We start from the raw sequence: 11,875 nt of genomic DNA, 5'->3' as shown, positions 1-11,875 counted from the left end.
GGGGGGGTGGAGAGCCTGCCGCCCTCCGCCCCCGGGCGGGGGGGGGGCGGGCGGGGGGTCCCCCCGCCCGCCCGCCCCGATGGGCCCCTCGGCCCGGTGTCAGCCTTCGAACCCGGCCACGTTCTCCTTCGTGACCACCTTCACCGGGACCTTCACCATCTTCTCCACCTTCTTGTCCTCGGCGGCCCGCAACGCGTTGCGCACGGCGATCCTGCCGAGTTCCGTCGGCTGCTGCGCGACCGAGGCGTAGAGCGTGCCCGCCTCGACCGCCTTGAGACCGTCCGGCGTTCCGTCGAAACCGACGACCTGCACCGACTTGCCCGCCTTGGAGCCCAGCGCCTTGATCGCGCCGAGCGCCATCTCGTCGTTCTCGGCGAACACGCCGTCGATGTCCGGGTGCGCCTGCAGCAGGTTGGTCATCACGTCCAGGCCCTTGGTGCGGTCGAAGTCCGCGGGCTGCTTGGCGACGACCTTGATGCCCGGGTAGTCCTTCAGGCCCTCGGCGAAGCCCGCGCCGCGCTCGCGGCTGGCGGAGGTGCCGGGCTGGCCCTGCAGGATCACGATGGTGCCCTTGCCGCCGAGCTTCTCGGCGAGCGCCCTGGCGCCGAGCGCACCGCCCGCCACGTTGTCGGAGGCGACCAGCGCGGAGGTGTCCGCCTTGTTGACGGTGCGGTCCACGGCGATCACGGGGATGCCGGCCTTGTTGGCGCCGCGCACCGCCGGTCCTGCCGCGTCGGAGTCCACCGGGTTGACGACGATGGCGGAGAGCGAGCCGCTGGTGAAGTTCTGCAGCTGGTTGGCCTGCTGGGAGGCGTCGTTCTGCGCGTCGGTGACGGTGAGGTCGACGCCCAGCTTCCTGGCCTCCTCCTGGGCTCCCTCCCGGATCTGCACGAAGAACGGGTTGTTGAGCGTCGACAGGGACAGGCCGATCCTCGGCTTGGCGGCCCCGGAGGAGCCGTTGTGCAGCAGCGAGGTGGCGCCCACCACCGCGACGGCGACGACCGCCGCGATCACATACGTCAGCGCCTGCTTGCCCTTGCTCCCGCCGCCGGGGGCACCGGCCGCGGGGACGGTGGTGCCCGCCTTGCGGCGCAGCGTGTCGAACAGCACCGCCAGGGCGATGACCACACCGATCACGACCTGCTGCCAGAACGCCGACACCGACAGCAGGTTGAGGCCGTTGCGCAGCACCGCGAGGATCAGCGCGCCGACCAGGGTGCCGGACGCCCTGCCGGTGCCGCCCGCCAGGGAGGCGCCGCCGATGACGACCGCGGCGATCGCGTCCAGTTCGTAGCCCTGCGCGGCCTGCGGCTGCGCGGAGGACAGGCGGGCGGCGAGCACGATGCCCGCGGCGGCGGCGAACAGACCGGAGAGGGCGTAGATGGCGAGCTTCTGCTTCTTCACCCGCAGGCCGGACAGCCGCGCGGCCTCCTCGTTGCCGCCGATGGCGTACATGGACCGGCCGATGTAGGTCCGCCCCAGCACGAAGGCGGTCAGCAGGCCCATCACCACCATCACCAGTACCGGCACCGGCAGCCAGCCACCGAGCGTGTCGCCCAGGTGGGAGACCGAGTCGGGGAAGGCGATGGGCGAGCCCTGCGAGACCACCAGCGAAAGGCCGCGCGCCACCGACAGCATCGCCAGCGTGGCGATGAAGGGCGGGAGTTTGCCGTAGGAGATGAGGAAGCCGTTGACCAGCCCGCAGGCGATGCCGGTCGCCACGGCGAGGACGACCGCGAGCACCACGGGCAGCCCGGCCTCGGTCGCGCTCCACGCCAGCACGGTCGCGGACAGCGCGGCGACCGAGCCGACCGACAGGTCGATGCCGGCCGAGACGATGACGAAGGTGACGCCGAAGGCGAGGATCGCGGTCACCGCGGCCTGGACGCCGACGTTGAGCAGGTTGTCGGCGGTCAGGAAGTCGCCGGAGAGCGCCGACATGGCGATCACCAGGACCACCAGCGCGGTCAGCGCGCCGTTGTCGAGGAGCAGTCGGCGCAGGCCGGCCGTGGCACCGGCCTGCCCGCCCGGCTTGCTCTTGAGCGTGTCAGTGGCCACCGGAGGCCTCCGTTCCGTTGCTGGGGGAGTCGGGGGAGTCGGGAGAGCTGGGGGAATCGGGCGAGCCCGGTGAGCCGGGGAAGCCGGACGCGTCGGACGAACCGGCGGACGGCGTGCCGACGGCGAGGGCCATCACCGCGTCCTGGGTCGCCTCGGCGGCGTCCAGTTCGCCCGCGAGCCGGCCCTGCGCCATGACCAGGACCCGGTCGCTCATGCCGAGCACCTCGGGCAGGTCGCTGGAGATCATGAGCACCGCGGCGCCGGCCGCCGTCAGCTCGTTGATCAGCTGGTAGATCTCGACCTTGGCGCCGACGTCGATGCCGCGCGTCGGCTCGTCCAGGATCAGCACCTTGGTGTCGGCCAGCAGCCATTTGCCGATGACGACCTTCTGCTGGTTGCCGCCGGACAGGGTGCGCACATGCTGCCCCAGGCCGGCCATCCGCACCCCGAGCTGCCGGGCGATCCGTTCCGCCGCCGCGTACTGCCCCTTCAGGTCGACCAGCCCCGCGCGCGTGGCGGACCGCAGCGTGACCAGGCCGAGGTTCTCCGCCACCGAGGCGTCAAGGACCAGCCCCTGGCCCTTGCGGTCCTCGGGCACCAGCCCGACACCGGCCTCGAGGGCGGCGTTCACATCGTGCCGGCGCAGCCGCACCCCGCCGACCCGCACGGCCCCGGAGTCGTAGGGATCGGCCCCGAACACCGCCCGGGCCACCTCCGTCCGCCCGGCGCCGACCAGTCCCGCGATGCCGACGACCTCACCGGCCCGCACCTCGAAGCTGACGTCGTGGAACACCCCGTCCCGGGTCAGCCCTTCCACCTTGAGCAGAGCCTCACCGGCCCCCGTGCGCTCGCGCGGGTACTGCTGCTCGATGGACCGGCCCACCATCAGCCGCACCAGCTCGTCCTCGGGCGCCGAGGCGGGCACCTGACCGACGCTGCGCCCGTCCCGGAGCACGGTGACCCGGTCGCCGAGCGCGGCGATCTCCTCCAGGTGGTGGGTGATGAAGACGATGCCCACCCCGTCCTCGCGCAGCCGCCGCACGATCGCGAACAGCCGCTCGACCTCCTCCGAGGTCAGCACGGCGGTCGGCTCGTCCATGATCAGCACCCGGGCCCGGAGGCTGAGCGCCTTGGCGATCTCCACCATCTGCAGCCGGGCGATGCCGAGTTCACGCACCCGTGCCCGCGGCGACACGTCCACCCCGACGCGCTTCAGCAGCACCTCGGCGTCCGCGTCCATCCGTCTGCGGTCGATCATCCCGAAGCGGCGCGGCTGCCGCCCCAGGAAGATGTTCTCCGCGACCGTCAGATCGGGGACGAGGTTGAACTCCTGGTAGATGGTGGCGATGCCGAGCCGCTCGGAGTCCTGCGCATTCTGGATGCGCACCTCCTCACCGCCCACCACGATCCGGCCGGAGTCGGGGGTGTGGGCGCCGGAGAGCATCTTGATCAGCGTGCTCTTGCCTGCGCCGTTCTCACCGAGCAGCACATGCACCTCGCCGCGGCGCAGATCGAAGTCCACGCCGTCGAGCGCGACCACGCCGGGGAAGGTCTTGCGGATGCCCTCGATGCGCAGCAACTCGTCAGGACTGCGGCTGCTCACGGCGTACTCCTTCGTACGGGGGAGGGGGGACGATCGATTCCGCGCCCGCCGGACGGGCCCACCGCTGCGGGCTCACCGCACGAGCGGCGTACGACGAGCCGGGCGGGCAGCGTGACGGAGGAGCCCGGCCGCCCCTCGATCCGGTCGACCAGGGCGCGCACGGCGGCCCGCCCCAGCTCCCGGACCGGCTGGGCGATGGCGGTGACCGGCGGATCGGTGTGCACGAACCAGGGGATGTCGTCGAAGGCGGCGAGGGCGATGTCGTCCGGCACCCGCAGTCCCCGCGCGCGGATCGCGTCCAGCGCCCCGAGCGCCATCAGGTTGTCCGCGGCGAAGACGACCTGCGGGGGCTCGTCCAGCTCCAGGAATCCCTCGGTGACCCGCCGCCCGCTCTCCGCCTGGAAATCACCCTGGCCGATGTAGGCGTCGGGCAGCGGCAGCCCGTACGCGCCGAGCGCCGCACGGAAGGCCTCCACCCGCTCCCGGCCGGTCGTGGTGGCCGCGGGACCGGAGATGATCGCCAGCCGCCGGTGCCCGAGCCCGTGCAGATGCGCCACCAGGTCCCGCACGGCGGAACGCCCGTCCGACCGGACCACGGGCACGTCGACGCCGGGGATCCACCGGTCCACGAACACCATCGGCGTCCCCGCCCGCGCGGCCGCCAGCATGCCGGGCGACCCGTCGTCGGTGGGGGAGACCAGCAGCCCGTCGATCCGGCGGTCCAGCAGCGTGGTGACGTGGTGGTCCTGCAGGTCGGGCCGCTCGTCCGCGTTGCCGATGATCACGCTGTAGCCGAGAGCGCGGGCCTCCTCCTCCACGGAGCGGGCCAGCTCGGTGAAGTAGGGGTTCATCACGTCGCTGATGACCAGCCCGAGGGTGCGGGTCTGATCGGTGCGCAGCGACCGGGCCACGGCGTTCGGCCGGTACCCCAGCGCCTCGACGGCGGCCGTCACCCGGCGGCGCGCGTCCTCGCTCACGGACGGATGCCCGTTGAGCACCCGCGACACCGTGGCGACGGACAGGCCCGCCTCGGCGGCGACGTCCTTGATGCCCGCCACGCCCGACCCACCTCCTCGTGGAATCGATTACACGGAGGATTGGAAACGATTACACGGGTGCGGAGCAAGAGGGCGCCCCCCGGACGCAACCGAATCGTGATGTCACCGGAGGGTCTCCGGCCGGTGGGCCGCGTGGGCCGCCCCGCTGCTCAATCCCAGACGTCGCCGTCGTGCGGCAGAGCCGCGAAGTCCTCCGGGTCGTGGGAGAGGAAGACCCTGACCCCCGCCCTGCGCAGCTGCCGCAGACGCCCGTAGCTGAGCAGCTTGCGCTGCACGTTCCAGTCGCTCAGCTGGGGAACGTCCTGCTCCACGCCCTCCCACAGATGCCCGGCGTCCCCCAGGAACCCGACCCGCCCCTGGTTCTCCAGGTCGAGCACGATGCCCTGATGGCCGGGCGTGTGCCCGGCCGTGCGCAGCACGGTGACGCTCCCGTCCAGGAACAGATCAATGTCCCCGTCCAGCTCGAGGAAGTCGAAGTCCCGGCAGTCGCGGTAGTCGCGGAAGGCGTAGCCGCGGGCCGTCCAGCGGTCGGGCCACCAGGCGTGCCGCAGCTCGTCGTGCTGGACCACGTGCACGGCGTCCGGGAAGTGGGCCATCCCTCCGGCGTGGTCCAGGTGCAGATGCGAGTAGATCACGTACCGCACGTCCTCCGGCCGGTGGCCGAGCCGCCTCAGCTGCGCGTCGATCGCGTGCTCCCGCGTGAATCCCTGGGCGCCGTACGCCTCCCGCAGCCCCGGACCCCAGTAGGCCTCGGCCGCCTCCGGATCCGCCACGTGGTGATTGATCCCGGTGTCGAAGAGGACGAGCCCGTGTCCCGGGTGCTCGATGACCACCACCGTCGACGGGACGGTCACGGTCCCCTCCGCCCCGTACATCAGATCGGCCTTCGACATGGTGAAAGGGCCGGCGTCCACGGTGGTCAGGCGCAGTCGTGCGGGCATGGACGTTCACTTTGCCGGACGGGCCCGGCCCTCCGTGCGTCCCACGCCCGTCCCGCACCCCGCATTGCCTCCATCGCCCTATGCGGAGCCCTGTGCGGTCAGGGCCCGTGCCGCCCCCGCCTCGCACCACACGAGCTTCCCCCGGCTGCCCTCTCTCGCCGGCTGCTGCCACCCCCACACATCGGCACAGGCCCGCACCAGGGCCAGGCCCCGCCCGTCCTCCCGTTCCAGCAGGGGCGTGAACGGCTGCGGCGGCTCCGGGGAAGGGTCCGCGTCCCAGGCCTGCCCGAGCGCAGCCGGCCCAGTTGCTGGAAGTGTCCGAGGCGGATCGCATCACCCTGCGGGTCATCCCGTTCGACTCGGACGGCTTCTCCCGAGCCTCGAGCACAATGACGTACGTCGGCGGTGCCGTGGCCAAGTTGGACACCGTCGTGCGCGATGGGCCGCAAGGCGCCTTGATGATCGACTCCGATGCTCAACTCCACGCCTGTCGCGCTCGCTTCCTCAAGGTGCAGGAAGCGGCGCTCGATCCGGACAGGTCGCGGGACTTCATCCACCGACTCGCGAAGGAGCTGTGAGGCATTATGGATATCTGGCGCAAGTCGTCCTACTCGGGCGAAAGAGACGGCGACAACTGCGTCGAGATCGCCGGGACTCCCGCCCAGGTAGCCGTCCGCGACTCAAAGGCCCGCGACCGGGCCACCCTCACCTTCCCAGCCGCAGCCTTCGCCGCCTTCGTCGAGGGGCTCAAGGAGTCGGCTCACCCGCCAGGCGCAGCCTGACGGACTCACGATCCGGCCCCGTCGATGCGCTCCAGCAACTCCCGGGCCTCCACGCTGCGGCGGTGCTCGATGCCGAAGGAAGCCGTGCACATCTCCTGAGCGGTCGCGGCCAGCTGACGGGCCTCCGCCACGCGCTGCAAACCGAACAACGCGCTGGCGGAGACCAGTTCGACCGCGCCCTGGTCCGGACGGCGCTCGCGTTCGGGCAGGGCGCGGAACAGCTCACCGGCGCCCCGCGCCTCGTCGAGCGCTTCCTGGTGGCGTGCCTGGCCGTTGAGGGCACGGGCCAGGCCGAGGCGCAGCACCAGGGACATCCTGTCCCGCACCGCATGCGAGGCCAGGGCCTCGCGGGCGACGGACTCGGCCTCCTGGTGGCGCCCCTGCGCATTGAGCGCGAAGACCAGCCCGTTGCGTGCGGCAGCGGCCAGGCGAGCCATTTCGGGGCCGGTGCCGAGGGCCGCGGTCGCCGCGACAGCCGCGCACTCCACCTCGCACTCCGCGTGCCGGTCCAGCGCGGTCAGCTGCTGTGCACGGTCCGAGCGCAGCTTCAGCGTCAGCCAGTGACCGGCACCGAGTATCCGGCTGAAGACGACCAGCGCCTGGTCGTACGTGGCCACGGCCTCCGCGCTGTGCCCCTGCGCACCCGCGGCCAGCGCGGCGATGTTCAGCGCCATGGCGCCGTACTGATCGTCCCGCGGCCGGGACCGGGCGACGGCGAGGGCGGCCGCCTCGGCCTCCGCGTAACGCCCCGCCTCGTACAGCGCTGTGGCCTCGTCCGCAGGTGTAGCCGTCGTGCGTTCCGCATCGCCCCGGCCACGCCGGCGGAAGATGTTCATGACGGGAGGATACGGGGGCCCGAGAGGGAGCGGGCGGCACTCGGCAGAGGACGCCGCTCACGCCGCGTTCCTCGCAGATCCGCTCCAGCAGGTCGATCAGGGCGAGTTCGTCGCCACCGTCCGGCAGCCCTGCGCCCCGCAACCCCGTCCCGGAGCCGGCCGGTCCTGCCGGCGACCGCCGTTCCCACGCGCGCGGTCACCGTCGACCGGACCGGGCGGCGGGGACGACGGGCACTCCCGGCGCTCCCTGTCACACCCCGCCGGTACCTTCGACTGCATGGCCACCCAACCCTCCGCAGCTGCCGGTGAGCGCAGGCTCGCCGTGCTCGAAGGTGTGCTGGAGCGCATCACCTACGCCAATGAGGAGAACGGCTACACGGTCGCCCGGGTCGACACCGGGCGGGGGTCCGGCGAGCTGCTGACCGTCGTCGGCGCGCTGCTCGGCGCGCAGGTCGGGGAGTCGCTGCGGATGGAGGGGCGCTGGGGGTCGCACCCCCAGTACGGCAGGCAGTTCCACGTGGAGAACTACACGACGGTGCTGCCCGCCACCGTCCAGGGCATCCGCCGCTACCTCGGCTCCGGCCTGGTCAAGGGCATCGGCCCGGTCTTCGCCGACCGCATCACCCAGCACTTCGGTCTGGACACCCTGCGGATCATCGAGGAGGAGCCCGGGCGGCTGATCGAGGTGCCGGGGCTCGGGCCGAAGCGGACGAAGAAGATCGCCGACGCCTGGGAGGAGCAGAAGGCGATCAAGGAGGTCATGCTCTTCCTGCAGACCGTGGAGGTGTCCACCTCCATCGCCGTACGCATCTACAAGAAGTACGGGGACGCCTCCATCTCCGTGGTGAAGAACCAGCCCTACCGCCTCGCCGCCGACGTCTGGGGCATCGGCTTCCTCACCGCCGACAAGATCGCCCAGTCCGTCGGCATTCCGCACGACAGCCCGGATCGGGTCAAGGCGGGCCTGCAGTACGCCCTGTCGCAGTCCGCCGACCAGGGCCACTGCTATCTGCCGGAGGAGAAACTGATCGCCGACGCGGTCAAGCTGCTCCAGGTGGACACGGGGCTGGTCATCGAGTGTCTGGGGGAACTGGCCGCCGAGCCCGAGGAGGGGGAGGACCCCGGGGTCGTACGGGAGAAGGTGCCGGGGCCGGACGGAGGGGAGCCGGTCACCGCGGTCTATCTGGTGCCGTTCCACCGGGCGGAGATGTCACTCGCGGGGCAGTTGCTGCGCCTGATGCGGACGGACGAGGACCGCATGCCGGCGTTCCGGAACGTCGCCTGGGACAGGGCGCTGGCGTGGCTGAAGGGCAGGACGGGCGCGGAGCTCGCTCCGGAGCAGGAGGCCGCGGTCAAGCTGGCGTTGACGGAGAAGGTCGCGGTCCTCACCGGAGGTCCGGGCTGCGGCAAGTCGTTCACCGTGCGCTCCGTGGTGGAGCTGGCCCGCGCCAAGAAGGCCAAGGTGGTGCTGGCCGCGCCGACCGGCCGCGCCGCCAAGCGGCTCGCCGAGCTGACCGGCGCCGAGGCCTCCACCGTGCACCGCCTGCTGGAGCTGAAGCCCGGCGGCGACGCCGCCTACGACCGGGACCGCCCGCTGGACGCCGACCTGGTGGTCGTGGACGAGGCGTCGATGCTGGACCTGCTGCTCGCCAACAAGCTGGTGAAGGCGGTGCCGCCGGGTGCGCATCTGCTGTTCGTGGGGGATGTCGACCAGCTGCCGAGCGTCGGTGCGGGGGAGGTGCTGCGGGATCTGCTCGCCGACGGCAGCCCCGTCCCCGCCGTCCGGCTCACCCGGGTGTTCCGCCAGGCCCAGCAGTCGGGGGTGGTCACCAACGCGCACCGGATCAACGCGGGCAAGCCGCCGGTCACCGAGGGCCTGAAGGACTTCTTCCTCTTCGTCGAGGACGACACCGAGGAGGCGGGCCGGCTGACGGTGGACGTCGCCGCCCGGCGCATCCCCGCGAAGTTCGGCCTCGACCCGCGCCGCGATGTGCAGGTCCTCGCGCCCATGCACCGGGGGCCGGCCGGGGCCGGCACGCTCAACGGGCTGCTCCAGCAGGCCATCACCCCGGGCCGCCCCGACCTGCCGGAGAAGCGCTTCGGCGGCCGCGTCTTCCGGGTCGGCGACAAGGTCACCCAGATTCGCAACAATTACGACAAGGGTGAGAACGGGGTCTTCAACGGCACCGTGGGTGTGGTCACCGCACTCGACCCGGTGGACCAGCGGCTGACGGTGCTGACGGACGAGGACGAGGAGGTGCCGTACGAGTTCGACGAACTCGACGAGCTGGCGCACGCCTACGCGGTGACCATCCACCGCTCCCAGGGCAGCGAGTACCCGGCCGTGGTCATCCCGGTGACCACCGGGGCGTGGATGATGCTGCAGCGTAATCTGCTGTACACGGCTGTCACGCGGGCCAAGCGCCTGGTCGTCCTCGTCGGCTCCCGCAAGGCGATCGGCCAGGCGGTGCGCACGGTCTCGGCGGGTCGGCGCTGCACAGCGCTCGACTTCCGCCTCTCCGGTTCCGGTTCCGCCTCTCCGGGGTCCGTCCCCGGGCTGTGAGGGCCGCGACACAGAAAAATGATCGATCAAATGAGTCGCGAAGGTCACAGAGCACTTCCGGAAGGGGATCACAAGGGGCAGGATGGGCAAGTTGGCGGCACTCAGTGCCGTCGATAGGCCCGATGGTCGACCCCGAGTGCACTCTCCTGAGCCGAGTGGGGGATGGTAGAGACAGTCAGGGCACCTCGAAGATGAGGCACTACGTCGGTGAGGGAAGACGTGAGCGACAACTCTGTAGTACTGCGGTACGGCGACGGTGAGTACACCTACCCGGTGATCGACAGCACCGTCGGTGACAAGGGCTTCGACATCGGGAAGCTCCGAGCCCAGACCGGTCTGGTGACGCTGGACAGCGGCTACGGCAACACCGCCGCCTATAAATCCGCCATCACCTACCTCGACGGTGAGGCGGGCATCCTCCGCTACCGCGGCTACCCGATCGAGCAGCTGGCCGAGCGCTCCACCTTCCTGGAGGTCGCCTACCTGCTGATCAACGGCGAGCTGCCGACCGTCGACCAGCTCTCGGCGTTCAAGAACGAGATCACGCAGCACACCCTGCTGCACGAGGACGTCAAGAACTTCTACAAGGGCTTCCCGCGCGACGCCCACCCGATGGCCATGCTGTCGTCGGTGGTCTCCGCGCTGTCCACCTTCTACCAGGACAGCCACAACCCGTTCGACGAGACCCAGCGCCACCTCTCGACGATCCGGCTGCTCGCCAAGCTCCCGACGATCGCCGCCTACGCGTACAAGAAGTCGATCGGCCACCCGTTCGTCTACCCGCGCAACGACCTGGGCTACGTCGAGAACTTCCTGCGCATGACCTTCTCGGTCCCGGCCCAGGAGTACGAGCTGGACCCGATCGTGGTCTCCGCGCTCGACAAGCTGCTGATCCTGCACGCGGACCACGAGCAGAACTGCTCGACCTCCACGGTCCGCCTGGTCGGCTCCTCGCAGGCGAACATGTTCGCCTCCATCTCCGCCGGCATCAACGCCCTCTGGGGCCCGCTGCACGGCGGTGCCAACCAGTCGGTGCTCGAGATGCTGGAGGGCATCCGCGACAGCGGCGGCGACGTCGACGCCTTCATCCGCAAGGTGAAGAACAAGGAGGACGGCGTCCGCCTGATGGGCTTCGGCCACCGGGTCTACAAGAACTTCGACCCGCGCGCCAAGATCATCAAGGCCGCCGCCCACGATGTGCTGTCCGCCCTCGGCAAGTCCGACGAGCTGCTGGACATCGCGCTGAAGCTGGAGGAGCACGCGCTCTCCGACGACTACTTCGTCTCGCGCAGCCTCTACCCGAACGTCGACTTCTACACCGGCCTGATCTACCGGGCCATGGGCTTCCCGACCGAGATGTTCACGGTCCTGTTCGCCCTCGGCCGCCTGCCGGGCTGGATCGCCCAGTGGCACGAGATGATCAAGGAGCCGGGCTCCCGCATCGGCCGCCCGCGCCAGATCTACACCGGCGTGGTGCTGCGGGACTTCGTCCCGGTCGAGGAGCGCTGACACCGGAGCGGACCGTGCACCCGAAGGGGTGAACGCTGAAGGGGCGCGGGCGACCGCGGGCCGCCGTGAGGCGGGCCGCGCGGCTGCCCGCGCCCCTTCGCCGTGCCAGGTCACCGTGTGTGCCGCTGGAGGCGGGCGACCGCCTCACAGACCCCGGACCGGGAGCCCGCGGGAGAACCCGGGAACTCCTGGGAGAGAGAAGAAGGCGCCCCGATCGCCAGTCCCCCCACGGGCCGACGACCAGGGCGCCTTCCCGTGTCCCGGTGCGGATTCCCCCCACGGGATCCGGCCGGGCGTCTGTGAGGACAGCGCCTGAATCGCTGCGGTCTGCCGGGACAGCACACGGTCGGGAGGGCCGCTCAAAGCTCCCCGGTGTGTACGTGCCCCGGCAACGCAATCTCTGGGAAAGTCCCCCAAGACAATCCCAGCTGCCAGGAAGCGCCCCCCAAGACGCTGCCTGACATCGCCAACTTAGACCTTCGAACCCCTTCGATGGTTACGTTCACATCACTGTGATCTGCGTCT

9 protein-coding genes and 1 pseudogene are annotated in these 11,875 nt (G+C 71.0%); 4 read left to right on the top strand and 6 right to left on the bottom strand.

Features of this window, described 5'->3' with window-relative positions:
* Positions 1-99 precede the first annotated feature (99 nt).
* The 5 genes and pseudogenes from HCJ93_RS25800 to HCJ93_RS29710 all read right to left on the bottom strand — a co-directional run.
* Complete coding sequence (locus HCJ93_RS25800) at positions 100-2,058, bottom strand: ABC transporter permease/substrate-binding protein (protein ID WP_167998220.1); 1,959 nt, start codon at positions 2,056-2,058, stop codon at positions 100-102.
* Positions 2,048-3,661, bottom strand: coding sequence for a sugar ABC transporter ATP-binding protein (locus HCJ93_RS25795; RefSeq protein WP_167998219.1), 1,614 nt, complete (start codon positions 3,659-3,661; stop codon positions 2,048-2,050). The genes HCJ93_RS25800 and HCJ93_RS25795 overlap by 11 nt, the downstream gene beginning before the upstream one ends.
* Entirely contained in the window at positions 3,658-4,719 is a 1,062-nt protein-coding gene (locus tag HCJ93_RS25790; RefSeq protein WP_167998218.1) for a LacI family DNA-binding transcriptional regulator, read from the bottom strand. Before HCJ93_RS25790 ends, HCJ93_RS25795 begins: the two co-directional genes overlap by 4 nt.
* Before the next feature lie 149 nt (positions 4,720-4,868).
* Entirely contained in the window at positions 4,869-5,660 is a 792-nt protein-coding gene (locus tag HCJ93_RS25785) for an N-acyl homoserine lactonase family protein (protein ID WP_167998217.1), read from the bottom strand.
* A gap of 78 nt (positions 5,661-5,738) precedes the next feature.
* Positions 5,739-5,942, bottom strand: a pseudogene (locus HCJ93_RS29710) (ATP-binding protein); the annotation flags it as partial.
* Positions 5,943-5,974: 32 nt separating this feature from the next.
* On the opposite strand from HCJ93_RS29710, the gene HCJ93_RS25780 reads away from it, so the two are divergent.
* Both HCJ93_RS25780 and HCJ93_RS25775 read left to right on the top strand, forming a co-directional pair.
* On the top strand, positions 5,975-6,238 hold the full coding sequence (locus HCJ93_RS25780; protein ID WP_373563614.1) for a Scr1 family TA system antitoxin-like transcriptional regulator: 264 nt from the start codon (positions 5,975-5,977) through the stop codon (positions 6,236-6,238).
* Between the two features lie 6 nt (positions 6,239-6,244).
* Positions 6,245-6,442, top strand: a complete 198-nt coding sequence (locus HCJ93_RS25775) for a DUF397 domain-containing protein (RefSeq protein ID WP_167998216.1) — start codon at positions 6,245-6,247, stop codon at positions 6,440-6,442.
* 5 nt (positions 6,443-6,447) lie between these two features.
* Here HCJ93_RS25775 and HCJ93_RS25770 read toward each other — a convergent pair whose 3' ends face one another.
* Positions 6,448-7,278: a tetratricopeptide repeat protein gene (locus HCJ93_RS25770; RefSeq protein WP_167998215.1), complete on the bottom strand. Its 831-nt coding sequence runs from the start codon at positions 7,276-7,278 to the stop codon at positions 6,448-6,450.
* A 277-nt stretch (positions 7,279-7,555) separates the two neighbouring features.
* On the opposite strand from HCJ93_RS25770, the gene recD2 reads away from it, so the two are divergent.
* Together recD2 and HCJ93_RS25760 are read left to right on the top strand one after the other, a co-directional pair.
* Positions 7,556-9,841: an SF1B family DNA helicase RecD2 gene (gene recD2, locus HCJ93_RS25765; RefSeq protein WP_167998214.1), complete on the top strand. Its 2,286-nt coding sequence runs from the start codon at positions 7,556-7,558 to the stop codon at positions 9,839-9,841.
* 219 nt (positions 9,842-10,060) lie between these two features.
* Positions 10,061-11,350 (top strand): citrate synthase, encoded by a 1,290-nt coding sequence (locus tag HCJ93_RS25760; RefSeq protein ID WP_167998213.1) that lies wholly within the window; start codon positions 10,061-10,063, stop codon positions 11,348-11,350.
* Positions 11,351-11,875: the final 525 nt, after the last annotated feature.

Source organism: Streptomyces composti, assembly GCF_012034205.1.
GTDB lineage: Bacteria > Actinomycetota > Actinomycetes > Streptomycetales > Streptomycetaceae > Streptomyces > Streptomyces composti.
This window is presented reverse-complemented; position numbering and strand designations above follow the sequence as displayed.

What these genes read in the sequence shown, in the direction of transcription:
- HCJ93_RS25785 (WP_167998217.1), bottom strand. Translation starts at nt 5,660, where the DNA reads ATGCCCGCACGACTGCGCCTGACCACCGTGGACGCCGGCCCTTTCACC.
- HCJ93_RS25775 (WP_167998216.1), top strand. Translation starts at nt 6,245, where the DNA reads ATGGATATCTGGCGCAAGTCGTCCTACTCGGGCGAAAGAGACGGCGAC.
- HCJ93_RS25770 (WP_167998215.1), bottom strand. Translation starts at nt 7,278, where the DNA reads ATGAACATCTTCCGCCGGCGTGGCCGGGGCGATGCGGAACGCACGACG.
- recD2 (WP_167998214.1), top strand. Translation starts at nt 7,556, where the DNA reads ATGGCCACCCAACCCTCCGCAGCTGCCGGTGAGCGCAGGCTCGCCGTG.